Source organism: Bradyrhizobium sp. WSM4873 (genome assembly GCF_055811355.1).
The window spans coordinates 586,440-611,597 of the sequence record NZ_JBVVPS010000001.1 but is presented as its reverse complement, the minus strand read 5'-3'; the positions used below and the strand labels follow the sequence as shown (position 1 = coordinate 611,597).

Below are 25,158 nucleotides of genomic sequence, written 5' to 3'. Positions count from 1 at the left end.
CAAACACGGCGGACGAAACGATGCGCAACGTAGTGGTTGAGAATGCGGCAGCGGCCGTGGAAGGCATCAAGGACGGCGACACTGTCATGATGGGCGGGTTCGGCGGAGCGGGTCTTCCGCTCGGAGTGGTCAAGGCGGTGCTCGACAGGGGGGTCCGCGACTTGACGCTGGTATCGAACAACGCGGGCTCCACAGAGGACGATCTGTCGTTGTGGTTCGAGGCCAAGATCGTCCGTAAGATCGTCTGCTCCTACCCGCGCAGTGCCAAGCAATTCGCTGAGCAATATCGTGCCGGCACTGTCGAACTCGAACTCGTTCCGCAGGGCACGTTGGTGGAACGCATCCGAGCGGGTGGCGCCGGTCTTGGCGGCTTCCTTTCTCCCGTCGGCGTCGGAACGGTGTTTGCGAAGGGCAAAGAGAAGATCGTCGTCGAAGGACGAGAGTTCATTCTAGAGCTTCCGCTTCGGGCAGATTTTGCTTTCGTCAAGGGGCATCTCGCCGACACGCTCGGCAACGTCACCTACAACAAGACGGCGCGCAATCATTGCGCGGTCATGGCGACCGCCGGCCGGACGGTGGCCGTGGAGGTCGACCGCGTGGTTGAAGCCGGCGATCTGGATCCGGAAGCCATTGTCACGCCCTGCATCTTCGTCGACCGCGTTTTCGCAAGGAGCCTTCGATGACCCCGCTTTCACGCGACGCATTGGCGCGCACGGTCGCGCTTCATCTGCCGGCGGAGGGCTTCGTGAATCTCGGGATCGGCGCTCCTACGCACGTGGCCGACTACTTGCCGGCCGGTTCGGGCGTAATCCTTCACAGCGAGAACGGCATCCTCAACGTAGGCCCAAAGCCAGCGGCAGGCGAAGAGGACTGGGATCTCATCAACGCCGGGAAAATGCCGATCTCGCTTCGGACAGGTGGCTCCTACTTCGACTCCAGCCTCTCATTCGCGATGATGCGGGGCGGCCATCTCGACGTCGCCGTGCTGGGCGCGTTCCAGGTCTCCAAGGACGGCGACCTTGCCAACTGGACGACCGGAGACAATGGGTCTCCGCCCGGCATCGGTGGAGCAATCGATCTAGCCGTCGGCGCGAAGTCGATCTGGGTGATGATGGATCACACCACGAAGGATGGTCGTTCCCGCATCGTGGAGCGATGCGGGTATCCACTCACCGCGCGTAGAGTGGTGACCCGGATATTCACCAGCCTCGCCATCATCGACGTGACGGAGGGAGGGCTGGCGGTCTGGGCGCTGCTCGACGGCCTCACGATTCAGGCGCTGCGCGATCGGACGGAGGCGCCGCTGCACGTCGCCGGCGAGGTCCGGACCATCAAGCAGGACGGGAGCGTCGCATGACCTATTGCGTCGCCGAACTGGTCGCAGACAGTCTCGTCGCCCATGGGATCGACCGGGCCTTCGGCGTGCCGGGAGAAAGCTTTCTGGCGCTGCTGGATGCGCTGCGCGACCGCAGCGATTTCGATCTGGTGACCTGTCGGCACGAAGGAAGTGCAAGCCTTGCGGCCGTCGCCGACGCCAAGCTCACGGGTCGCGCCGGAGTCGTGATGGCGAGCCGTGGCCCAGGCGCCTTCAACGCCGCGCTTGGACTGCATGTCGCCGCGCAGGAAGCGATTCCGCTGGTGATGCTGGTCGGTCAAGTCGACCGTCCGAACCTTGCGCGGGACGCTGTGCAGGAGATCGACTGTGGCCGTTCGTTCGATGGCGTGCTGAAATGGTCCGTGCGTCTGAACTCGGCGGATCTCGTTCCTGAGATGATGGCCCGCGCGTTCGCGGTGGCCCATGCGGGAACGCCCGGCCCGGTCGCCGTCGAGCTGCCTGAGGATCTCCTAGAGGAAGCGGCAGAGGGACTTGCCATCAGGACTAATGGACTCGCGCGCCCGGAGCCAGGCAGTGCGGCCATCGAAAAAGCGGCGGCGGCGTTGACGGCAGCGGAGCGGCCGATCCTGCTGGTCGGCGGCGAATGCCGGACGGCATCGTTCCGCGAAGATCTGGTCGCGTTCTCCGAGAAGTGGAACGTCCCAGTCGTCACCATGAACAAGATGCAGGACCAATTTCCGAACGCTCACCCGCTGTGGGGCGGTCAGTTTGGGTTCTTTCCCTCCCAACCTCACGCCAAACTGCTCGAACGAGCCGACCTCGTCGTTGCCGTCGGAACGCGTCTGGGCGACCTGTCCTCGCTCGGCTTTGCGTTTCCGAGACAGGCCGAGCCGCGCCAGCCGTTGGTCCACGTCTATCCGGATCCCGATGCGATCGGAAAGCGCGTCCAGACCGACGTCGCGGTCGTTTCCGGATCGCATGCGTTCGTGTCGGCCATGCTGGCCGTTTCCACGGCAGCGCCGGACCGGACCGAGTGGCTCCGAGCAGCCGCCGCGGTGCGGACGGCCACGCACGGTTGGCCTCGTTTCGGCGTACCGTCCGCAGACGTCTTCGGTCACGCCGTGGCGGCCATCGCCATACACTTCAAGCCCGACGGCGTCGTCACAACGGACTCCGGCAATTTCGCCGGATGGGTCCATCGCATCTTCAGCTTCGAGCCGACCGCACGACTACTCGGCTCGGCTTGCGGCGCGATGGGCAGCGGGGTCCCGTCCGGGCTCGCCGCGAGCCTTCGCTTTCCGGGGCGGCAGGTCGTAGCCTTTTGCGGAGACGGAGGCTTCCTGATGACGGGCAACGAACTGGCGACGGCCGTCGCCAGAGGGGCGGACCTCAAGATCGTCGTATCGAACAACTGGTCCTACGGGACGATCCGATCCCATCAGGAGCGGGCCTTCCCCGATCGTCCGTACGGCACTGATCTTTCGAACCCCGACTTCGCCGCCTTGGCACGTGCCTTCGGCGCGAAGGGATTCGTCGTCGAGGACGCGGAGAGCGCTCCGTCGACGGTCGCTGAGGCCATGACGGCCAAAGGACCGGTCGTCATCGAGGTGCGATCCGATGTGCGTCAGACGCTGGACAAATCGCTCGCCGTTTCACGCTGAAATCGTTCGGATCAAGGCCTAGGAGAACCAAGATGGACGCCATCGCAATCGAGAAGTCCCAGGTCGCGACGTCCTGGCAGGGCGTCGTGCGCTTCCTGCACAAGACCCCGCGAGCCTTTCTGCCGATGCGCTCGTTTCCTTCGCTCGAGCTCGTCGCCGGACGCGGGATCGAGGGTGATCGATATTTCGTCGGTCACGAAACCGGATTCTACTCCCACAAGCCGGAGGAGGGACGGCAGGTCACCCTGTTCGAGGTGGAGACGCTCGAGGCGCTGCGACGCGACCACAAGATCGAGTTGCTGCCCGAGGAACATCGCCGCAACGTGACCGTCGAAGGCGTCCCGCTGAATCATCTCGTCGGCCGTCGCTTCCGGCTGGGAGAGACGATCGTAGAGGCGACCCGTCTTTCGACGCCGTGCCGGCACATCGAAGAGATACTCGGCAAGCCGGTCTTCGATCCGCTCATCAACCGGTCGGGGCTGAACTGCAAGATCGTCGCCGGAGGCACGCTGCGTGTCGGTGACGCAGTGAGGCCGATATAGATGGCGAAGGCGATCAAGACGGTCTCCACCGTTGTCTCTAAGGTCGAGGATCTCGGCAACGACGCTAAGCGCTTTACGCTGGTCGATCAGGACGATTGGGAGCTGCCTCCGTTTCGGCCCGGGGCGCATATCGACGTCCATCTTGGGCAGGGTCTCGTCCGGACCTACTCCCTCTGCAACGAGCCGGACGACAATCGGCGCTACGTGATAGCGGTGAAGCGGGAACGCGAGGGCCGCGGCGGCTCGAATTTCCTGCACGAACGCGTGGAGGTGGGACAGCCGCTTTCCGTCTCGCTGCCGCGCGGCGGGATCGCGCTGCATCCGGAGGCAACGAACGTGTTCGTTGCGGGAGGCATCGGCGTGACCCCGTTCATCTCCGCGATCCGGCATCTCGAGCGTCGGGGGCGTTCGAATTACGTGCTGCATTGGACCAGTCGCGGGCAGCCGGTCCTGCCCGACATGATTGTGCAAGCGATCGAAGCGGGCCGTGTTCGCCTGTACGACACGACCACCCAGGCCAAGCCCGTCATCGCCGCGATCGTGGGGGAGTTCGTCGGGTCTGGTCTGGCGGCCTGCTGCGGACCTGCCCTGATGCTGCAGGCCTTCGAAGATGCCGTTTCGGCCTGGCCGGAAGAGCGAAAGCACATTGAGATGTTCACGCCGCCGAAAGTCTCCGCCAAAAGCGACGTGCCTCCCTACGAACTCTATCTGTCGGCGAGCAAGAAGTTGGCAACCGTCACGCCGGATGTCGGTCTTCTCGGGACGCTGGATGCGCTCGGCGTCGACGTCCCCGTGTCCTGCGGCGGAGGCATCTGTGGCGCCTGCCGCACGCGCTGGACCGAGGGGCCGCCCATCCATCGCGATCGCGTGCTGTCGCCCGCCGAACGACAGAATGAGCTCATCGTCTGTGTGGGCGACTGCGCGGGACAGCGACTGGTGCTTGATCTGTGATCGTTTGGAGAACCCATTCTACGGTTTGAATTGTCGATGGTTTGGTGCGAGATCGATGCAGGCAATCATTTCGGAAAGATCCGAGCGCAATGACACTCAACCTCAAATTCCTCCGCGTGCAGAGCGGCATGACGCTGGAGCAGCTTGCGGCCGATTCCGGTCTGACCCGCAGCTATCTTTCCAAGCTGGAACGCGGGCTCTCTTCTCCATCGATAGGCTCCGCGATCAAGATCGCCGAGGCTCTCGGAACGACTTTGGACCACTTCTACGGCCAGCCCGACGACCACGATCCGATCACGATTGTCCGCGCGAAGAACGGGAAAGCGGGCGATGTCGACACGCACCTGTCGCTCGTCGCTGGACTCGCTCCCGAACGCACGATGCGCGCCTTCGTCGTGAGGCCGACCAAAACGGCAAAACGCGGTCGCATCATGAGCCACCACGAAGGTGAGGAGATCTTGTTCATCCTCACGGGCCGGATCGAACTCGTCATCGGGAAGCGCAAGGAAACGCTCAATCCGGGCGACTGCATTCAGTTCGATTCCACGATCCCGCACAAGCTGATCCAGGTGTCTTCCGAACCGGCATCGGCGCTCGTCGTGATAGCGACCAAAACCGCATAGAGGTGCCGAGAATGCCGATCACGTTGCGAAAGAAGGATTTCTACGCCGGGCTACTCATGGTGCTGCTGGGCGCCGGGATCGGTCTCAACTCTACGACCTATTCGCTCGGGACCTTCGCGCACATGGGACCGGGCATGTTTCCGTTCATGCTCAGTGTCATGATGGTGATCGTTGGAGCGTTGATCTTCGTCACGGGATTGGCGACGCCTCTTGAAGAGGGAGAGCGCATCTTGCCGGCCGCGATGGAATGGCGAGGCTGGGCCTGCATCCTCGCGGGTCCGCTGATGTTCGTCCTATTCGGCGTCTATTTCGGCATGGCTGCGGCCACCTTCATGTGCGTCTTCGTCTCCGCGCTCGGCGACCGGACCGCTACCGTCAGAGGTTCCGCCGTTCTGGCCGCGGTCGTCACCGTCGCCGGCTGTCTCCTCTTTTCCTGCGTGCTGAGAGTTCCTTTCCCGCTCTACCGTTGGGGGTTCTAGATGTTGGCGAGCGCGCTTTCCGATCTCTGGTACGGCTTCGGGGTCGCCTTCGAGCCACAGAATTTCATGTGGTGTTTCGTCGGTGTTCTGGTTGGCAACATGGTCGGGGTCCTGCCGGGAATGGGGCCTCTCGCCACGATATCCGTGCTGCTCCCGCTAACGTTCGGCATTCCCCCGGTCGGCGCGATCTTGATGCTGTCAGGCGTCTTCTATGGAGCGCAATACGGCGGCGCGATTTGTTCCATCCTGCTCAACCTGCCGTGCCATCCACCGCACGCGGTGACGTGCCTCGACGGATTTCCGCTGACGAAGCAGGGTCGAGGCGGCGCTGCACTCGGCATCACGGTACTGTCGTCGTTCGTAGGCGCCTCTTGGGGCATAGTGGAGATGATCTTTCTGGCGCCGGTGCTGGTGAAGGTCGCACTGGAGTTCGGTCCGACCGAGATTTGTTCACTGATGCTTCTGGGCCTGCTCGCCGGTTCGACGTTGGCGAAGGGCTCACCTCTCAAGGGTATTGCCATGACCTTGCTGGGCCTCTTCCTGGGAATCGTGGGAACGGATGTCGAGACTGGCACGGAGCGCTTCACGTTCGGCATTCCGAACCTTCTTGACGGCATCGAACTCGTCGGACTCGCACTCGGTCTATTTGGCATCGCCGAGTTCATGAAGAGCGTGAATCAATATTCCGACGTGAATACGCGCTATTCGAACGTCGGTCTGCGCGATCTGCGTCCATCACGCGACGAACTCCGCCGCTCTATTCCGGCGATGTTGCGGGGCACTATCATCGGAAGTCTTTGCTCGCTCATTCCGGGAACGGGACCGACGATCGCCTCCTTCATCTCCTACGCTGCGGAGAAAAAGGTCTCGAAAACGCCAGAGAAGTTCGGTACCGGGATGATCGAAGGCGTCGCCTGTCCAGAGGCGTCTACGCATTCGTCGGTGCAGGGCGACTTCATCCCGACAATGAGTCTCGGCATTCCCGGCGACGCTGTCATGGCCCTGATCCTTGGTGCGCTGATGATCCAGGGCATCGTGCCCGGCCCCCAGCTGATCAAGGAGCATCCGGACATCTTCTGGGGCCTGATCGCAAGCTTCTGGATCGGCAACGTCATGCTGGTGCTTCTCAACGTCCCGCTAATCGGGCTGTGGGTGAAGCTCCTGATGATTCCCTACAAATATCTGTATCCGAGCGCGCTGTTCTTCGTCGCGATCGGCGTCTACTCGACCAACAACGACATGTTCCAGGTCGGCGAGACTGTCGTCGTCGGGTTGGTCGGCTATCTGCTGCTGCTGCTTGATTTCCACCCGGCCTCGATCCTGCTCGGTTTCGTCTTGGGGCCGCGCCTGGAGGAGAACTTCCGCCGTTCGCTGCTGGTCTCGCGGGGCGACGCCATGATCTTCGTCGAGCGGCCGATCAGCGCGTTCTTTTTGCTCCTGTGCGTGGTGCTTCTGGCAGCGCAGATCTACGTGCGCTTGCGGAAACCGAAGGCGTTTGCTGCGCTCGACCTCCCGGAGAGCTCTGGTGCCGCGGTCGCACGGCCCGCCGAGTAGGCTTCAATCGCTTCAAGATCCGCTTGCATCGCGGCCCGAACGCGCCACCCGCGAGATGGCGCAGCATCTCCATACCAGCGAGTGTACGGTGCAGGGCTGCCTGGACCACGCTGCACGGATTGGAGCATGCTTGTCCAAGTCCAGCGATCGACCGGATTTAAGGCCGGCGGCCGGCTCCAAGAGGCGAGGCGGAGCCAACCGAGCGGTTCTGCCCAGATCTTTGGGACGCTTTCAGATGATCGAGACAAGGTCTCGCCGATATGGCGAGCTTTCGCAGGCCACACGATCCGCGCGAACCGCGTCGATCGGCTCTCGGGCGCCAAATCCGTCGAATACGCAAATTTATCAATCCTTTAGGGGGGGCGCTTTCGCGCCCCTTTGATAGCGGCGCGTTCTTCCACAAGCGGCTGCCTAGTTACATCACAAACTTCCCACTGGAGCGGTTCGATCTCGCTGCGAAACCGGCACTGATGGGGCGATTGGTCTCGCTGATGTTTAGGACGCCCGCGAGGTATATGTCGCGCGAGCCGGTGGGTGACTATGAATTTAAGAATGACTTCAGCCTAAAGTCCTGAACGCACGCGCGATCGCCTCGCGGCCGGCCGTGGTTTCGCGGCTGCGGGACGTGGTTCGCGATCCCGCGCGGAGAGGCGATAGGCCGGCTCGACCGGTTCGCCGAAGCGGCGCCTTGCAAAAAAGCCCGCTTCTTCCCCCGGGCCACCTCAAACCCGGCGCGTTGGCCCAAGTAGTCGGCACGATGCATCGCATGGATGCAGCCAAGGCGCATTAAACGGGCAGGCGGGTTCGTCTCCGCACGACGCCTTGCGAAGATTCCCAATGGTGGCGGAAATCCGGATGCAGTTACGCTCCTGTCATATCGAGGACGGAGCGAGGCAACATGATCACAAAGCGAAGAATTCTTTCTGTTCTGGGCAGCGCGGTCTTACTGAGCGGTTGGGCATCCGTCGTGGCAGCGGCAAAGGATACCGTCAAAATCGCCTTCATCGGCCCGTTGTCGGGCGGCAATTCTGCACCGGGCCTCGGCGGACGGAATTCCGCGACCTTGGCGGTGCAGCAGAGGAATGCGGACGCGAACGCGAAGTACACCTACGAACTCGTTACTTACGACGACGAGTGCAAGCCCAATGTCGGCATCCAAGTAGCGACCAAGGCGGCGTCCGACAATTCGATCGTCGCCGGCGTGACCCATTACTGCTCCGCCGTCGGCATCGCGACCGTCGACACCTATGCGCGCTTCGGTCTGCCGGTTGTCGTCTGGGGAGCGATCCTGCCCGAGATCACCTACGGCAACGATTACAAGGAGGTCCATCGCGTCAACGGCACGATGATCAACGAGGGCAAGCTGGCCGCGGAATTCCTGACCAAGCAGGGCTACAAGAAGTTCGTCATGATTCACGACACCACGGACTACGGTAAAGGCCAGTTCAAGTATTTCTCCGAGTATCTGAAGCCGACGGGCGGCGAGAACCTGGCGACCTTTCCTGTGAGCCCGGACCAGCAAGACTTCACCGCAGAACTCACCAAGATCAAGGAACTGAAGCCCGATGTGATCTTGGTTGGCGGCTTGACGCCGCTCGGCGTCCGCCTGCGGTCGCAGATGGATCGCGTGGGCGTTCAGGCCCAGTTCGCAGGCGTCTCCGGCATCATGACGGCAGGCTACATTGGGGGCGCCGGTGCGGCGAGCGAAGGGACGATCTCCTTCCACAATGGTGCACCGCTGAGCAAGTATGCCGAGGGGCAGGCCTTCCAGGAGGCGTACACCAAAGCTGGTTTCCGCGAAGATCCGGATGCCTACGGGCCGTTTGCCTACTCGGCCGCGAACCTGATCATGGACGCGATCGAAAAGGTCGGCCCGGACCGCAAGAAGGTGAAGGCCGAACTGAACGGAACGAAGGGCTACAAGGCGCTCGTCGGTGAGATCAACTTCGACGACCACCGTCAGAACATCATGAGCGCGAACGTCTACGTCGCGCAGGGCGGGAAGTGGGTCTATTGGCCGGATAGCGACTACGCGGCCGGCAAAAAGAAGCTCGCAAAGGACTGACGATCGGACGGCCGCCGCGCGCACAGGCTGCGCGGAGGCCATCGCCCTCACGAACATCGGAATCGTGCGATGGACTTCGGAATACTGGCGCAGCAGCTGTTCAACGGCGTGATGCTGGGCGTCATCTACGCGATGATCGCCGTCGGCTTCTCGCTGTTCTTCGGCGTGCTCGACGTCATCAAGTTTTCCCACGGCGACGTCGTAACGGTCGGGGCGTTTTCCAGCCTCGGCGCTATCGGGCTCGTCGGCGGACTGGTCGCACTTCCCCCGCTCGTCGCGCTGGGGACGGGCATCGCCGCGGCCATCGCCATCGGTAGTCTGGTCGGAGCGTTGATCGGCCGCTTCCTCATCCTGCCGCTGCGCCAGGCACCCGCGGTCAACGTGCTGCTCGCGACGCTCATGGCGGGTACCGTGCTTCGCGAGGCGATCCGACTGGGCGTTCCCAACGGCGGCAATCCGAAGCCATTCCCGGCGTTGCTGCCTGCCGGATCGATCCGGCTCGGCTCCTTCAGCGTTGGTTTCGACAGCGTCATCATCCTGTGTGCGGGGCTGGCGCTGGTATTCGCGACGCACCTTCTGATTTCGCGGTCCCCGATGGGATTGGCCATCCGCGCCGTGGCGCAGGACGGCGAAGTGGCCCGGCTCGCGGGCGTCGATTTCCAGCGGGTCGTCCTCGGCACGTTCGCCCTCGGTTCCGCGCTTGCGGCCTTCGCTGGCTGCATGCTCGGGCTCTACTACCGGGAGATCAACTTCAACATGGGACTTCTTCTCGGTGTCATCGGATTCGCTTCCGCCGTCGTTGGGGGACTCGGAAGTCTGCTCGGACCGATCATTGGCGGCTTCCTGTTCGCCGGCGTGCAGACGCTGGTTGTCGTGGCGCTGCCGTTCTCGAGTGCCTACAAGGATGTAATCGCCTTCGCCGCCGTGATTGTGCTGATCGGGCTGTTTCCTACCGGCCTGATCGCCGAGCGCAGAAGCGAGCGGGTGTAGGATGAGCAGCATTCCGGCGCCCGCGCCATCCCTGCCCCTGATGATGCGGCTTCAGCGTTTCCCGCGCGCGGTCGCGGTCTTCACCGTGCTGCTTCTTCTCGGAGGTGGAGCGCTTGTGATCCATTCGGAATCGCAGGCGCAGGTGCTCGGCATGCTGGCCGCATTCCTGGTCGTTTTCGCGCTCGCCGACAAATCGGCGGCGGGCAGGGAGATCGCGGCGATCTGCGGCGATTTCAGCGGGTTCGGCAATACGGTCGCGATGATCGGCGCCTTGACGATCGCCGTTGTCTTCAGAGGAGAGCACTATACGCTGTTGATGCTGTCGACGGTCGCCCTGTTCGCGACGGCATGCGTTGGTCTGAACATCCAGCTCGCGTTCGCCGGTATCGTCAATTTCGCTGGGGCCGCCTTCTTCGTGATCGGATCGTACGCGGCCGCGGTGCTCACGACATATCCAGGCCTGCCTCATCTGGCGATCCTGGCGATCAGCGGTCTGGTCACCAGCGCGCTGGGCCTCGTCCTGCTGCTTCCCGTCCTTCGCACGCGCGGACATTACGCGGCGCTGGTGACCATGGCGTTCGGGCTTCTCCTCCGCACCTTCCTCGAAGTGAACGACACCCTCGGGGGACCGCAGGGAATGAAGATCAAGGGCTTTTCGGTCTGGGGCTTCGACTTCAGCCGGACAACATCAATCGGCTGGTGGGAGGTGTCGTTCTACTTCCCTTATGCGATTCTCGCGATCGTCCTGTTCGCGCTTGCGTTCACTTTCGCCAAGCGCCTCGAGGCCTCCTGGATCGGGGTCGCGCTGGACGCCGTCCGCAGCGACGAAACGGCCGCATCGGTGTTCGGGCTTTCGATCGTGCGCTGGAAGGCCGTCGCGTTCATCCTGGGCAACGCCATCGTGGGCGTCGCCGGTGCCGTCTACGGCATGATGAACGGCTTCGTCACCCCGAACGGAGCGGGTCTGGGCGAATCGCTCCTTATGCTGTCGATCGTCGTGCTCGGCGGGTTGGGAAACATGTGGGGCGCGGTCGTCGCCGCCTGCATCATCATCGTCCTGCCCGAGAAGCTGCAGGCGATCCAGGAGTATCGCCTGCTCATTTTTGCCGTGCTGGTGCTCTGCATCCTGCTCTTCAGACCGTTCGGCATTCTCCCGCGGCCGCTCCGCGACTTTTCCCGCTTTTCCGCGGGGCGGGAGGAGGGGCTGTGACCGGAGCTCTGCTCGCCTGCACGGGCCTGACGATGCGTTTCGACGGCCTCGTCGCGCTGGACCGTCTCGATTTTACACTCGACTGCGGCGAAACCGTAGGTCTCGTCGGACCCAACGGCTCCGGAAAGACGACGTTCTTCAACGTCGTCACGGGTCTCTATCGCCCGACTGCCGGAACCATCCGTCTGGGAGACCTCGATCTCTTCGCCAAATCGCCCCAGACGATCGGGCAGGCGGGCATCGTCCGGACATTCCAGCGGTCCCGCCTCATGCTCGAACAGAGCGCGTTCGACAACATCGTGGTCGGCAAACTCACGTCTCTCGATCTCGGTCTGACGACGAACATCTTCCGCCGTGGACGCTGGCGGGCCGAAGTCGAAGCCTCGATCCGCGAGGTCCGGTCGCTCGCTCACCGCTTCAATCCTGTGATCGCCGACCGTCTGTTCCAGCCCGCCGGCTCGTTCACGATGATCGACCGGCGGCGCATCGAGATATGCAGGGCTCTGATAGCCAAGCCGCGCGTGCTGTTGCTGGACGAACCGTCGGCCGGCATGACCCACGACGAGACCCGGCAACTGATGGGCGATCTTCTGGCGTTCCGCGCCGAGCTTCCGGAACTCGCCGTGGTTCTGGTCGAGCACGAGATGGACGTGATCCGCAGGGTATCCGACCGCTGCGTCGTGCTGAATTTCGGCCGCAAGATATTCGAAGGGGCGTTCGACGCGCTGATGGCGGACCGTGACGTGCAGACGGCCTATCTGGGAGAAGACGCATGAGGACCGCTTCCGAGAGCTCCCGCAAGCTATCGGTCATTGGCGTCACGGCAGGTTACGACAAGGCCGATGTCCTGAGGAACGTGACCGTGGAGGCGAAGCCCGGCCAGGTCACGTGCATCCTCGGGGCCAACGGCGCCGGCAAGAGCACACTGATCCGGACCATCCTTGGACTCAACCGGGCGCAGAAGGGCGAGATCTACTTCGGAGGCGACGCGATAGTGCGCATGCCCACGCATCGGATCGCCGCCCTCGGAATCGCGACCGTGCCGGAGGGCAACCGCGTCCTTCCGAAGATGACGGTGGCGGAAAATCTCAAGGTGGGCGGCCTGCTCATTCGGGACAATGCCCGCGTCGCGGCCCGGATGGAGGAGCTCTTCGAGACGTTTCCGAGGCTCAAGGAAAGATCCAGGCAGCTCGCCGGAACGTTGTCCGGCGGAGAGCGCTCGATGCTGTCGATCGCTCGCGGCCTGATGACGGATCCGGAACTGGTTGTCTTCGACGAGCCGTCGCTCGGTCTCTCGCCGCTGTTCGTGTCGGAGGTGTTCGCGATCGTGAAGAGGCTCAAGACCGCTGGGCTTTCGATCCTGCTGGTCGAGCAGAACGTCCGGCAGACGCTACGGGTGGCGGACTACGGCTACGTACTCGTTCAAGGCCAGGTAATGGCCGAGGGAGATGCCGAAACGCTGATGCAGAACCCAGAACTGCACAGAGCGTATTTCGGCGTCCATTAAGGGAGAGAGCAGGGACATGACCATCCAGATCTACGAGCGGGTCAATCCGCTGCGAAAGCCAAAGGGGTTTGAACCGGTCGTTCAGCGCTGGTCGACCGCGTTCGTGAACGGCTGCGACGAAATCTGCGTCGCTTTCCATGGCGTTCAGGGAAGGTCGGCGGAGGACGTGCATGCATCGCCGTTCTTCCGGTGGATCGAAGCGGCCCTCGTCCTGCGCAACGGCCCGACCGTCCACGATCACGCGTGGTTCGTCGATCAGAACGGCCTGTACACCCATATCGTGGCCGCATATTGGGTCGACCGGCAGAAGCGCGACGACTGGTTGGCCGACCCCCATGTGAAATCCTGGTGGGGCGACGAGGCGCGCCTGGCCGAGCCGACCGGCTATTTCCGCGAAAGCATCACCGTTCCCGTCGACCGGCAGGAGAGTATCTACTGGCAGGACTATCCCGCCGGGCTGATGCTCTCCAAGGAAGTCGCGATCTATCCGACGCCTTATTGCGGCTATTACGGCGCGATGCGGGACCGAATACCGCTGGCTGCGGCCGACAAGCTGGAGTCGCCGATGCCCGATCTGCCGGCTCCGCAGGCGAGGGCGACGAAGGGGGCTCGCTGGCGCATCGTCACCCCGGAAAATCTCGCCATCATCCGGTCGGCGGCCTTCTGGGGGCGCTGCGATCCGTCCCAGACGGACGACTATATGCGCGAACTGCGCGCTCCTCTTCTGCGCGGTATGGATTTCCTCAAGGAGAGCCCCACGGCCACGGGGTGCGCTTCGCTACGTTTTCAGCAGACCTGCGACGTCGCCGGGCAAGCCGTGCTCGAGACGCACGCGCTGGGCTACTTCCTGTCGCTCAAGCACATGGAGAACTGGGCCGAGCATCACGCGTCGCACGAAGCGATCTTTTCGGCGGCGATCGCGCGCTACCGCAAGTACGGTAAGGCCAATCAGTTGCGGACGTGGCACGAGGTGTTCGTCATTCCGAAGCAGGGGAACGTCTTCGAGTACGTGAACTGCACGCCGGGGACGGGTCTCTCGAGCTACTTCGATGGCGAGAAGCTGTCCGCCTGACATTCACGACATACCAATTGAAATGAGAAAAAGTCATGTCTTCACCGGTCAAGGTCGCCGCGGTCCACGCCGCTCCCGTGTTTCTCGATAGGGCGGCCACTACGGCGAAAGCCGTTTCGATCATCCGCGAAGCCGCGAAGGCCGGAGCGCAACTGATCGCGTTCCCGGAAACCTACATTCCCGCTTTCCCTGTCTGGGCCGCTCTCTGGGCGCCGATCGACAACCACGATCTGTTCGTGCGCATGGCCGAGCAGTCCGTCGCCGCAAACGGTCCCGAGATTGCCGCCATCCGGAACGAGGCACGCACGCTCGGAGTCACCGTCTCGATCGGGATCAGCGAGAGCTCGCCGGTCAGCGTGGGGCTGATCTGGAACAGCAACATCATGATCGGCCCCGACGGAAACGTGCTCAATCATCACCGGAAGCTGGTGCCGACCTTCTACGAAAAGCTCGTATGGGCCGCCGGCGACGGCGAAGGTCTACGGGTCGTCGATACCCCGGTCGGGCGCGTCGGAAACCTCATCTGTGGGGAAAACACCAACCCTCTCGCCAGGTACACCCTGATGGCTCAGGCCGAGCAGGTCCACATTTCGAGTTGGCCACCCATGTGGCCGACCCGACGGCCCAAAGGCGGAGGAAACTTCAACAACGTCGCCGCCAATCGCATCCGTGCCAGCGCGCACTCGTTCGAGGCGAAGGCGTTCGGCATCGTCACCGCCGGCTACATGGACAAGGCGTTGCGCGACTTCCTCATAGAACGGGATTCAACCGTCGCAGACGTGATCGACGCGACGCCCCGCGCGGTGAGCTTCTTCGTCGATCCGACTGGCGAAACCCTGGGCGACACGCTGCAGGACGAGGAGGGCATCGCATACGCCGAGTTCGATCTGCGCCGCTGCATCGAACCCAAGCAGTTCCACGACGTGGTCGGCTACTACAACCGGTTCGACGTCTTCGATCTGACCGTCAGCCGAAAGCGTCTGATGCCGGCGACCTTCGTCGATACGCCAACCGAGATGGGCGCGATCGAGATGGGTGAACGTCTCCAGACATCCCCGATATCCAGCCAGCAAGCTGATCCGTCGATCCGACAGGTCACAACGAGAGGAGGCCGCATTGCGCAATGAATTTCGCGATCGACTAAGCCGGTTCCGGGGCTGCTTCTGCTGTGCCCCGGCCCAAGCGTCCCGGACGACGGTTGAACAGGCGGTGGCGAACGGTATCGAGGAGGCGCTCCTGCACGGCTTGTTCCCGGAACCGGTTCTGCGACGGCAGCTTCTGAAATCGGTCGGGGCCGCGACCCTTTTGGGGGCCCTGGGCACCATCCTCCCGGTGTCGACCCTGCAGGCCATCGCGCAGGAGAAGAAGCCGCTCGAAAAGACCAAACTCAACGTCGGCTTCCTGGCCATCACGTGCGCTGCGCCGCTGATCTACGGCGAACAGATCGGCTTCTACGCCAAGGAGGGTCTCGCGGTCTCGCTGCAAAAGATCGCCGGCATCGCCCTGATCAGGGACAAGATGTTGAACGGCGAGCTCGATGTCTCGCAACAGGTCATGCCGGTGCCATTGACGATGACGGCAGGTCTCGGTGGCAACCAGCAATCCATCAAGATCCTGACCATTCTGAACCAGAACGGCAACTCGCTCGTCCTCGCGATGAAACACCGGGACAATCGCGATCCGAAGAATTGGAAAGGAATGACGTTTGCCATTCCCTTCGACCAGAGCCATCAGGCCTTGCAGTTGCGCAATTATCTCGCCGCCCACGGACTGGATCCCGACAACGACGTCAAATATCGAGTGGTGCCGCCCACGGAATACGTTTCGAATCTGCGGGTCGGCAGCATCGATGGTTTCTTCGGCGGCGAGCCGGGCGGGCAGCGGGCCGTGTTCGAGGGGGCAGGCTTCATCCACCTCATTTCGCGCGAAATATGGGACGGGCACCCGTGCTGCGCGGTATCGGCGGCGGAAAGCTGGATAACGCAGAACCCGAACACCTTCATGGCCTTCTACCGGGCGATTGTTGCGGCCAGCCTTCACGTCTCCGACGACCGAAACCGGGTTGGAATGGCGAAGGTCCTGTCGCAGCCGCAGTACCTGAACGCGCCCGAAGTCGTCATCGACCAGGTCATCACGGGGCGGTACGCGGACGGGTTGGGAGCGATCAAGGAGGATCCGAAGCGCGTCGATTATCGGCCATTTCCGCAATACTCGGCCGCCGTCTGGCTGATGACGCAGTTGAAGCGATGGAAGATGCTCAAGGAGGACATCGACTACAAGGCTCTCGCGGAGAAGGTGATGCTGGCGACCGACGCGGCGCGGATCCTCAAGGAGGACGGTGTCGAGCCTCCGCCGATCGTGTTCGGCAAGGAGCGGATTTTCGGTCGCGAGTTCGACTCCGCGAAGCCGGAGGAATATCTGGCGACGCTGCAGAAGACATGAGTTTAAGGCCATTCGCGAAGGACAGCAGAACGCTTCAGGAAGGCATTTTGAACGCGGAGATTGCCGAAACGACGGTCTCCGAAGCTGCCTTGGCGCTGTTGGCCGCCGGGTGACGGGAGGCTAGGATGTCGATATCGTCGGCTGGCCCGCATTTTGTCGGGGCGCCTATTCGAGTGGATCGAGGCACGGGCGGCCGCATTGTTCGACTGGAATGATCTCGTATTCTTTCTGGAACTTGCCCGACAGGGGCGGCTGGCGCCGGTCGCCCGCCGGTTGAAGGTCGATCATACGACGGTAAGCCGCCGGATCGCGGAGCTCGAAAAGGATCTTGCCGTCAAGCTCTTCGATCGCAACCGGGACGGCTTCGTGCTGACGGAGCGGGGACATCGTCTGTTCGACATCGCCGAACGCATCGAACAGGAGGCCTCGGCCGTCGAGCCGGCGATGGGAGCGGACAATGCGACTGCAGCGGGCCGGGTCCGTGTCGTGACGATGGAGGGTATCGGAGCCTTTTTTCTTGCTCAGCGCTTCGCCGAGCTCGCGGTTCAAAGTCCCGGCATTACTGTCGAACTGGTGACCGAACGGCACATCATCAGCCTCACCAAGCGCGAAGCGGACATCTTTATCAGCTTCGTGCATCCCGCGGGAGCGAAACTCGAGGTCAAGAAGCTCGGATCGTTCCGTCTAGCGCTCTACGCCAGTCAAGCCTACCTCGCCCAGCGCGGCGCGCCGAGGGACCGGGACGAACTGGCGGCCCATACCTTCGTGGACTACGTGGAGGATCTGATCGCGATCCAGCCCGTTCACTGGTTGCTCGACGTGCTGGATCCCACCAACGTGGTTTTCAGATCGTCGAGCATGCACGCGCAGCAGCAGGCCATCGCTGCGGGAGCCGGCATCGGTTTGCTGCCCTTGTTCTCTGCGAAGACCGATCCCAGGCTGATCCCGGTGCTTCCCGATCAGGTGAAGGTCTATCGGGACGTCTTCCACTCGGTTCACGAGGACCTGCAGTTCCTGGCGCGCGTTCGGACCGTGAGCCGTCACCTATCGCGCATCTTCGAGCGGGACAACGCCTACCTCAACGAGTTCTAGTTTTCTCGTCTATGCGACCGCTCCTTCTCGGTTGGTCATCGGCCGGCGTCGGCTCCATCGCGCAGTTGCTACGGAAACATTGGATGTCTGAAGCGTTCGAATATAAGGTCAAAGGCTTCTTCGCGCGGATCCCGTCCGAACCCCACAAGCTGATCGAGCGGACGACGCCGACGAAGGATTGTATCGTTCTCTGCCACCTGGGCGTCTTGGAGGTGAGCGACGGTGATGCGTGGGAGATCGAGATCGCCGGCATGATCGGCCGCCCAATGCGCGTCACCGTGCGGGATCTCAAGCGGATGCCGAAGGTAACCGTCGCCTCAGTGCACCAATGCGCGGGAAGCCCGTTGGCTCCGGACAAGCCGACGCAGCGTGTTTGCAACGTGATATGGGGCGGCGTGCGTCTGGACGATGTCCTCCAACGCGTCGAACCGGACCCGGAGGCTACCTTTGTCTGGTCCGTCGGTGCGGACGCGGGTGAGTTCGGCGGCGCGGATTGCGGGCACTACACGAAGGATCTCCCTCGCTCGCGCGTGGGGGCCGAGGTCCTCCTGGCCTACGAAATGAACGGCGAGCCTCTGTTACCGGAGCACGGTCATCCGCTGCGGCTGGTCGTACCGGGATTCTATGGGACCAACAGCGTGAAATGGCTCCGGAGGATCGAGCTTCGCAAAGAGCGCGCTCCTGGTCCCTTTACGACACGTTGGTACAACGATGTCGTCGCCGAGGGCGTGACGCGCCCGGTCTGGAACATCGCTCCGCAATCGGTGATCGTGTGGCCTGTGCCCGGGACTTCGCTCGAGCGGGAGGCCGTCGTTCGGGCATCAGGTTGGGCGTGGGCGGATGGCGGCGTGGCCGGCGTGAAGATCAGCCTGGATGAGGGGCTTTCCTGGAAGGCCTGCGCCGTCGAAAAGCCTACCGGCCATTCGTGGACGCAATTCATGTGCGACTTCGAGGCGGCGGCGGGACAACAAAGCATCGTTTCCCGCGCGACCTCCCGTTCCGGCGAGAGTCAGCCGGACGACGGAAAGAGAAATGCTCTCTATCGCGTTCCTTTCACGGTCGTATGAGACCTATGACGCTTCGCGTCGCCGCATGTTATTCGGCGTACGGATTGACCCCCGATCGGCGCCGAAGGTTGACCCCGCCCAACACCGCCCAATTCCTTGAACCATCACCGGAATGCCCATCACGTGTGGGTTCAATGTTGGAAGCCGATGGGGGCACGGCGCTTATTTACAACCGCGTCAGGTGCGCTAAGGGATACCTCTGGCCAAACGGCGCCATCAGCGTGGCCGCTCCTGCCTCCCCCCTTGGCCGCTTCGGCCCTCTTCGTCGAGCAGGCGTTCCGCGCATGCTGGTCCCCCTCAACATGTCGAATAAGGGCTCAAGCATGTCCAGCTCCACGGCCCAATGCACGAATAACTGCGCTACCGGCTTAGCGGCGCGCCACGGAGACAGCACTATGGCCGAGGTGCGGATCTTTTCCTACTTGCCCAATCCTCGTGTTTGGAAGGCGGTCATCGCCGCGCGCATCGGCGGCGTCGCGTTGGAGGTGCGGGGCGCCGCGGGCGCAGAACTCGTGGACTGGCTTTGGGATTTTGACGCTCGCCCGCTGAGCGAAGTGCCCGCAGAGGAACGCTCAGCCGCGGAGCGGGTGGGCCGCATCGGGTTCAAGGGCCGCAAGCTCTACAAGACCGACGCCTTCCTTGCGGCCCAGCCGTTCGGGACGGTCCCCGCGGGTTTCAGCGGGGACGGACAAGTCGGCATTTTCGAGTCCAACAGCATCATGCGCGCGGTCGCCCGCCAGGCGGAGCGGAGCGGTCTATATGGCCACGATCCATTCGAGGCCTCGCGGATTGACAGCTTTCTGGATGTCAGTCTGGTGTTCGGCCGCGATGCGCAGATCTACCTGCTCGCCATGCAAGGCTCCGAACTTGCCGCGGATGTCCACGCTCGCGCCGACGAAGCTTTCACGACCTACATGGCCGGGATCGACCGGGCCCTGCGGCCTGCGCGCCAAGCCCTGGTCGGCGAGGGGGTGAGCCTGGCCGACATCTGCTTTATTCGATTAGTTCGTTGAGTTCGTCTTGTGTGGGCCGTCGGTCGCGCTCTTTGCTCTTTCCAACCAAATTGAGGTGACTTAACGCGACGCGTGCGAGGCGGGCTTCCTCGGCTTAAACCTCGATACCGTGCACCGCGGCGGCATGAGTTATGATTGTCCGGATGAAAGACAAATCGATGGCCAACGTTGCAGGGCCAGCGCCTTCCTTGGCGCGCTTTCTTCCGAATTCGATCAGCCGTTCTCGATCGAGCGCGGGAAGCTTCACGCTGCCGAGCTCAGTCTTGAGCGACGCCATCACAGCAGCTTTTGACCGGCGAGGGGGTTTTCCAACTTCATGCATGTCTTCATCGTGCAGGTCGATCAGATCGCCAAACGTGCGAACGTTCCGCGCCACGCGTGGCTTGGACGATCCGTTGCGGTCGATATTGCGCTCCATCTCGAGCGCCCATTCTTCGCCGTCCTTACGCCGTCGGAATGTCTCGGCCACATAGCGGGTCTTCCGGCGGACCTGGACGCGCCAGTTCCCAGATGCCATTTGTGTGAAGGTCGCCACGCGTGTGCACTCCGACTTTCGTGTGCACTATGTGTGCACTGAGAGGTCAAAACGGGTACAAACGTGTGCAATTTCGTCTAGTTTGGAGTGCACACGTTCGCTATTCATCCCATTGAAGAGTAAGCTAAGCTGTTGAAATATCAAGACTATCGCTTTTCCGTGGCACCCATGATGGATTGGACCGACCGGCATTGCCGGGTGTTCCACCGTCACCTGACGCGGCGGGCGCTGCTCTATACGGAGATGCTGACGACTGGCGCCATCATTCATGGTGACCGGGAGCGGCTGCTTGGGTTCGACGTGGTCGAGCACCCGGTCGCGCTTCAGCTCGGCGGGTCGGATCCGCGCGAGCTGGCGCTGGCCGCGCGGGTCGGCGAGGAGTTCGGTTACGACGAGATCAACCTCAATGTCGGCTGCCCCTCCGACCGCGTGAAGGACGGCCGTTTCGGCGCTTGCCTCATGGCAGAGCCTGATCTCGTGGCGAGGTGCGTCGAGGCGATGAAGCGTGCGGTTGCCGTGCCCGTGACGGTGAAGTGCCGCATCGGGATCGACGACCAGGATCCGGAAGTCGCGCTCGACAACCTTGCACGCGCGGTCGTTGCCTCCGGCTGCGATGCGCTGATCGTGCATGCCCGGAAAGCTTGGCTCAGCGGTTTGTCACCGAAGGAGAATCGCGACATCCCGCCGCTCGATTATGATCGCGTCTATCGCCTCAAGCGCGCGATGCCCGATGTGCCTGTCATCATCAACGGCGGCATCCTCGGTGTCCATGAGGCAAAAGCGCATCTCGATCACGTTGACGGTGCGATGCTCGGACGGGCCGCCTATCAGGAGCCGTGGCGGCTGCTCTCGGTCGATACCGACATTTTCGGCGAGGCGGCGCCGCATGCCTCGATGCAGGATGCGCTCGAAGCGATGATGCCCTACATCGAACGACAGCTCGCGCGCGGCACGCGGCTGCACTCCATGACGAGGCATTTCGTCGGCGCATTCCACGCCGTGCCCGGCGCGCGCGCCTTTCGCCGGCATCTTGCCGAGCAGGGGGTGAAGCCGGGCGCCGGCCTGGAGGTGCTGCGCGATGCGATTGCGCGTGTCGGTGCGCCCGCGCCGGCAGAGGCGGCGGCCTAGCCGTAGTTGCATGACGAGGCGGATTGCAAAGGTCTAGTCGACCGCGATGCGAGAGCGGCGGTGACTGGTCTGGAGTTCCGGATAACCGGTGAGCATCAGCTTGTCGGCGCGCACGCCCCAGCTCTCCAGGCGGTCCAGGAAGCTCATGCCGAGCAGGTTGGTCTTCATCTGCCCGCGCTGCACGATGAGGGCCGGCACCGATTTTTCGACGAGGTGCCCGACGGAGAGGCGGTCGATCGTGAGGCGGGCCGCCTTGGTGTGACCGCCCGCGGTTTCGAGATCGACGTCGTATTCGAGCATCTCGAGCGGCAGCCCGATCGCTTTGGCGGTTTCCCAGGTCAGCACCACCGAGGTCGCGCCGGTGTCGATGACCATCGGTGCGGCCACGCCGTTGATCTTCGCGCGCAGCGCGAATTCGCCGCCCTGGCCGCGCTGAATCTGCACGGCGGGCGCGGGCGCTGCGGTCTGCGTACGAAAGATATGCGAGACCTTGCTGCTCGCGCGTGCGATCTGGTCGGAATCGCCATAGGCGACGACGGCACCTGCCGTGCAGGCGAGCATGATGAGAACGAGCAGGAAGCGAATCATTGCGCACCTCCCGATGCGCTCAGGCCGGTCAGGTCCGTTCCGGCGATCCCGCGATCGGCGCAAGTCCAGCCTGATTCATGCGCGCTGCCAACAGCGCCATGACCGCGAGCCGTTCCGCGCTCTCCATGGCGTGCCAGCGCGCGATCTCCGGCAATGTGCGTCCGCAGCCGAAGCACAGCCTGGTCTTGGGATCGATCATGCAGACGGCCACGCACGGCGTTTCTTTGCTCATTCGGACATAGTGGCGGATGGTCGGGCATGTCTGCAAGCATCTCGTTACGAGCCCGTACCTGCGCTCATGATCGGCTTGCGACGGGGCCGGCGCTTCTCGTCCGCTACCGCGGAACTCTCGGGCTGGAGCGGCGGAGAATCATCCGACATCGGCGCCAGCGCGCTCATCACGCGCTCGGGCGGGAAGGTGACGATCACTTCGGTGCCGATGCGCAGCTTCGATTTCAGCGTGAACGTACCGCCATGCAGGTCGATCAGATTCTTGGCGATGGGCAGGCCGAGACCAGCGCCCTGTTCGGCCGACTTGATCGAGTTGGAGCCTTGGCCGAACGAGGCCAGCACGACCGGAATCTCGTCCTCGGGGATTCCGGAGCCGGTATCCTTCACCGAGAGATATTGTCCGCCTGAGGCCGTCCAGCCGGCCTTGAGCCAGATCTCGCCGCCCTGCGGAGTGAACTTGATCGAGTTGGAGAGCAGATTGAGCACGACCTGGCGGATCGCGCGCTCGTCGGCCCACAGCCGCGGCATCGCCTGCTCAAACACCTCGTGGATGGTGATACCGCGGCTCGAGGCGCGCAGCTTCATCAGATGATGGCAGTCGGCGACAATGCCGACCAGCGAGACCGCTTCCTCATTGAGCTCGTAGCGGCCGGCCTCGATCCGCGACAGATCGAGAATCTCGTTGATGAGGTTGAGCAGGTGAACGCCGGAATTGTGGATATCGGCCGAGTACTCCTTGTAGACCGGCACGGCATGCGCGCCGAAAATCTCGCTCTTCATCACCTCGGAGAAGCCGAGGATCGCATTGAGCGGCGTCCGCAGTTCGTGGCTCATCTGCGCCAGAAAGCGCGACTTGGCCACATTGGCGGATTCAGCGCGGTGGCGCGCTTCATCCGAGATCGCCTTGGCTTGTTCGAGCTCGCCGATCAGCGCGTCCTTCTCGGCGCGCGCCTCCAGCGTGGCGAAGGTCGAAGAGTGCAGGCGATGTGCCAGCAGCACGAAATAGCCTTCGGCGGCGACGGCGAGCGCGGCCAGGATGTAATTATCCAACGAGCCGGTCATCACGAAGCTCAGCGCCATCGCGACGGCGACCGGTGCAGTGGCGGCGAGGGCGGCGATCGGCAGATTGGCGGCCAGCATGCTCGATACTGCGATCACCAGCAGCATCAGGAACATCATCAGCGATTCCGTGATCATGTCGAGCACGGGATGGATCAGGATCGCCATCCAGCAAAGGCCATAGAGCAGGTCGAGCACGACGAAGCGTGTCTGCCATGCGCGCGTTGCCGCGGGCGAGGCGGGCTCGGCCAGGAAGCGGTGGCAGCTGCGGATCATCGCGGCATGGATGCAGAGCATGCCGGCGGTCCAGGCCGCGGCCGGGATCGGCTGCATCCACAGCCCAAACAGCACGCCTGTCGCGACCACAAGCAGCATCACGACATAGGAGGCCGACAGCCGCGTCTGGGCGTAATGGCGCAGCATTTCGGCGTCGAAAGCTGGCCGGGTTCCACTGGTCGACGTTAACTTATCGCGCGCCTCGCGCACCCGCTGTGCCGCAGCCCGGCGATGGCTCGCCGACGGCACGCTCACCGGCTCGGCCGGAAGCTGCACAACCTCGGGCTTTTCAGCGGGTTTACTCATCGCACAACAACAATTCCTGCCCGCGCGGGGCGGGCCTTCTGCATTGTCTATCTCTGGCAAGAAATCCTTAAGAGGTGACTTAAGGAGCTAAAGAATTACGTTAACCCGGCGTTAATTTTGGATCCGGCGTGAGCCGCTCAATGCAGCGCCGCGTGCTGTGCGATGTACACCACGGCTCCCGCCAGATAGCCGGCGAGCGCCGGGAGGGCGATGCGACGGGCGTACCAGAGGAACTCGATGCGCTCGAGCCCCATGGCGGCGACGCCCGCGGCCGAGCCGATGATCAGGATCGAACCGCCGGTGCCGGCGCAATAGGCGATGAACTCCCAGAGGAAGCTGTCGGGTGGATAATGCGCCACGTCGTACATTCCCATCGTCGCGGCGACCAGCGGCACGTTGTCGATGACTGCGCTGAGCAGGCCGAGCACGATCACGATGATGTCCTGTCGGCCGATCGCGGTATCCAGCGATTTGGCCAGCATGGAGAGCAGGCCGGCATGTTCGAGGCAGGCGACCGCGAGCAGGATGCCGAGGAAGAACACGATCGAGCCCATGTCGATCCGCGTCAGCGCATTCGCCAGCGTGAGCGGACCGCGGACATGCTCATCCTTGTCGCGATGAACGATCTCGCCGACCAGCCACACGAGGCCAAGCCCGAGCAGGACGCCCATGAAGGGCGGCAGGTGCGTGACCGTCTTGAAGGCGGGCACCGCGATCAGTACGCCGAGCCCGAGATAGAACATCACGTTCCGCTCGAACGGATCGACGCCCTGCAATCCGTCCTCTTTCGGCGGCGGTGCGATGGTCTTGCCCTTGAGCGAAAAGCTGATGAATGCGAGCGGCACCAGCAGGTTGAGCAGGGAGGGCAGGAACACCCCGCCCATGATTTTCAGGGGCGAAATCTGTCCGCCGATCCACAGCATGGTCGTGGTGACGTCGCCGATCACAGTCCATGCACCACCGGCATTCGCGGCGATGACGATGAGGGAGGCGAACAGCAGGCGGTCGTCGCGCTTGGCGATCAACCGCTGGATCAGCGAGACCATGACGATGGTGGTGGTCAGATTGTCGAGGATTGCGCTGAGGAAGAAGGTCACGAAGCCAATCAGCCATATCAGACGGACCTGGCTGGTCGTGCTGATGCGGGACGTGATGACCTCGAATCCGTCATGGGCGTCGATCACTTCGACGATCGTCATCGCGCCAACCAGGAAGAACACGATCTGCGCAGTGGCGGCGACGGACTCATCAAGCTGACGGCCGACCAGCGTGTGGTCGCCGGTCGCGAGCGCGTAGATTGTCCAGAGCACGCCCGCGCCGAGTAGCGCAGACGCGCTCTTGTTCACCCCGATGGGATGCTCAAGCGCGATCGCCGCATAGGCGAGGACGAAGATTGCGGCGAGTGCGATCAGCAAGGCAGGATCACTTCGT

General features: G+C 63.0%; 25 protein-coding genes. 20 read left to right on the top strand and 5 right to left on the bottom strand.

The features are described 5' to 3' along the window. Positions 1-20 precede the first annotated feature (20 nt). From AC0L21_RS03000 to AC0L21_RS02910, 19 genes are all read left to right on the top strand, one after another. Positions 21-683: a CoA transferase subunit A gene (locus tag AC0L21_RS03000; protein ID WP_473257892.1), complete on the top strand. Its 663-nt coding sequence runs from the start codon at positions 21-23 to the stop codon at positions 681-683. Further along, on the top strand, positions 680-1,357 hold the full coding sequence (locus AC0L21_RS02995) for a 3-oxoacid CoA-transferase subunit B (RefSeq protein ID WP_473257888.1): 678 nt from the start codon (positions 680-682) through the stop codon (positions 1,355-1,357). Before AC0L21_RS03000 ends, AC0L21_RS02995 begins: the two co-directional genes overlap by 4 nt. Next, a complete protein-coding gene (locus tag AC0L21_RS02990; RefSeq protein WP_473257885.1) occupies positions 1,354-2,997 on the top strand; it encodes a thiamine pyrophosphate-dependent enzyme in 1,644 nt (547 codons plus the stop codon). Before AC0L21_RS02995 ends, AC0L21_RS02990 begins: the two co-directional genes overlap by 4 nt. Before the next feature lie 32 nt (positions 2,998-3,029). After that, positions 3,030-3,539, top strand: a complete 510-nt coding sequence (locus AC0L21_RS02985; protein ID WP_473257883.1) for an MOSC domain-containing protein — start codon at positions 3,030-3,032, stop codon at positions 3,537-3,539. Continuing rightward, positions 3,540-4,490, top strand: coding sequence for a PDR/VanB family oxidoreductase (locus AC0L21_RS02980; protein WP_473257881.1), 951 nt, complete (start codon positions 3,540-3,542; stop codon positions 4,488-4,490). 89 nt (positions 4,491-4,579) lie between these two features. Then, complete coding sequence (locus AC0L21_RS02975) at positions 4,580-5,113, top strand: helix-turn-helix domain-containing protein (RefSeq protein ID WP_283843491.1); 534 nt, start codon at positions 4,580-4,582, stop codon at positions 5,111-5,113. Positions 5,114-5,124: 11 nt separating this feature from the next. Then, entirely contained in the window at positions 5,125-5,592 is a 468-nt protein-coding gene (locus AC0L21_RS02970) for a tripartite tricarboxylate transporter TctB family protein (RefSeq protein ID WP_473257878.1), read from the top strand. After that, positions 5,593-7,146: a tripartite tricarboxylate transporter permease gene (locus AC0L21_RS02965; protein WP_473257875.1), complete on the top strand. Its 1,554-nt coding sequence runs from the start codon at positions 5,593-5,595 to the stop codon at positions 7,144-7,146. A gap of 967 nt (positions 7,147-8,113) precedes the next feature. Then, complete coding sequence (locus AC0L21_RS02960) at positions 8,114-9,211, top strand: branched-chain amino acid ABC transporter substrate-binding protein (RefSeq protein WP_473257871.1); 1,098 nt, start codon at positions 8,114-8,116, stop codon at positions 9,209-9,211. A gap of 69 nt (positions 9,212-9,280) precedes the next feature. After that, the gene (locus tag AC0L21_RS02955) at positions 9,281-10,201 is read left to right on the top strand and encodes a branched-chain amino acid ABC transporter permease (RefSeq protein WP_473257867.1); all 921 of its coding nucleotides are present in this window, start codon (positions 9,281-9,283) and stop codon (positions 10,199-10,201) included. A gap of 1 nt (position 10,202) precedes the next feature. Continuing rightward, a complete protein-coding gene (locus AC0L21_RS02950) occupies positions 10,203-11,411 on the top strand; it encodes a branched-chain amino acid ABC transporter permease (RefSeq protein WP_473257864.1) in 1,209 nt (402 codons plus the stop codon). Next, complete coding sequence (locus AC0L21_RS02945) at positions 11,408-12,187, top strand: ABC transporter ATP-binding protein (protein ID WP_473257861.1); 780 nt, start codon at positions 11,408-11,410, stop codon at positions 12,185-12,187. Before AC0L21_RS02950 ends, AC0L21_RS02945 begins: the two co-directional genes overlap by 4 nt. After that, complete coding sequence (locus tag AC0L21_RS02940) at positions 12,184-12,918, top strand: ABC transporter ATP-binding protein (protein ID WP_473257859.1); 735 nt, start codon at positions 12,184-12,186, stop codon at positions 12,916-12,918. The genes AC0L21_RS02945 and AC0L21_RS02940 overlap by 4 nt, the downstream gene beginning before the upstream one ends. 16 nt (positions 12,919-12,934) lie before the next feature. Continuing rightward, on the top strand, positions 12,935-13,990 hold the full coding sequence (locus tag AC0L21_RS02935) for a phenylacetaldoxime dehydratase family protein (protein ID WP_473257857.1): 1,056 nt from the start codon (positions 12,935-12,937) through the stop codon (positions 13,988-13,990). 35 nt (positions 13,991-14,025) lie between these two features. Beyond that, positions 14,026-15,117, top strand: coding sequence for a carbon-nitrogen hydrolase family protein (locus AC0L21_RS02930; RefSeq protein ID WP_473257855.1), 1,092 nt, complete (start codon positions 14,026-14,028; stop codon positions 15,115-15,117). An 82-nt stretch (positions 15,118-15,199) separates the two neighbouring features. Beyond that, the gene (locus AC0L21_RS02925; protein ID WP_473257854.1) at positions 15,200-16,432 is read left to right on the top strand and encodes a CmpA/NrtA family ABC transporter substrate-binding protein; all 1,233 of its coding nucleotides are present in this window, start codon (positions 15,200-15,202) and stop codon (positions 16,430-16,432) included. A 198-nt stretch (positions 16,433-16,630) separates the two neighbouring features. Next, the gene (locus tag AC0L21_RS02920; RefSeq protein ID WP_473257851.1) at positions 16,631-17,524 is read left to right on the top strand and encodes a LysR family transcriptional regulator; all 894 of its coding nucleotides are present in this window, start codon (positions 16,631-16,633) and stop codon (positions 17,522-17,524) included. An 83-nt stretch (positions 17,525-17,607) separates the two neighbouring features. Continuing rightward, complete coding sequence (locus AC0L21_RS02915; protein ID WP_473257849.1) at positions 17,608-18,591, top strand: molybdopterin-dependent oxidoreductase; 984 nt, start codon at positions 17,608-17,610, stop codon at positions 18,589-18,591. Between the two features lie 395 nt (positions 18,592-18,986). Further along, entirely contained in the window at positions 18,987-19,604 is a 618-nt protein-coding gene (locus AC0L21_RS02910) for a glutathione S-transferase family protein (RefSeq protein WP_473257847.1), read from the top strand. A gap of 94 nt (positions 19,605-19,698) precedes the next feature. Here the strand turns inward: AC0L21_RS02910 and AC0L21_RS02905 are convergent, their stop codons facing one another. Then, positions 19,699-20,139 carry a hypothetical protein gene (locus AC0L21_RS02905; RefSeq protein WP_473257844.1) on the bottom strand — a complete coding sequence of 147 codons (441 nt, stop codon included), beginning with the start codon at positions 20,137-20,139 and terminating at the stop codon, positions 19,699-19,701. Between the two features lie 132 nt (positions 20,140-20,271). Between AC0L21_RS02905 and dusA the strand changes: the two genes are divergently transcribed. Then, positions 20,272-21,267, top strand: a complete 996-nt coding sequence (dusA, locus tag AC0L21_RS02900) for a tRNA dihydrouridine(20/20a) synthase DusA (protein WP_473257842.1) — start codon at positions 20,272-20,274, stop codon at positions 21,265-21,267. Between the two features lie 33 nt (positions 21,268-21,300). Here dusA and AC0L21_RS02895 read toward each other — a convergent pair whose 3' ends face one another. The 4 genes from AC0L21_RS02895 to nhaD all read right to left on the bottom strand — a co-directional run bounded on the left by AC0L21_RS02895 (position 21,301) and on the right by nhaD (position 25,142). Further along, positions 21,301-21,855: a TIGR02281 family clan AA aspartic protease gene (locus AC0L21_RS02895; protein ID WP_473257840.1), complete on the bottom strand. Its 555-nt coding sequence runs from the start codon at positions 21,853-21,855 to the stop codon at positions 21,301-21,303. Positions 21,856-21,883: 28 nt separating this feature from the next. Beyond that, on the bottom strand, positions 21,884-22,087 hold the full coding sequence (locus AC0L21_RS02890; RefSeq protein WP_473257838.1) for a DUF1289 domain-containing protein: 204 nt from the start codon (positions 22,085-22,087) through the stop codon (positions 21,884-21,886). Between the two features lie 44 nt (positions 22,088-22,131). Beyond that, positions 22,132-23,727, bottom strand: coding sequence for a sensor histidine kinase (locus AC0L21_RS02885; RefSeq protein WP_473257835.1), 1,596 nt, complete (start codon positions 23,725-23,727; stop codon positions 22,132-22,134). Between the two features lie 137 nt (positions 23,728-23,864). After that, on the bottom strand, positions 23,865-25,142 hold the full coding sequence (nhaD, locus tag AC0L21_RS02880; protein ID WP_473257833.1) for a sodium:proton antiporter NhaD: 1,278 nt from the start codon (positions 25,140-25,142) through the stop codon (positions 23,865-23,867). Positions 25,143-25,158 lie beyond the last annotated feature (16 nt).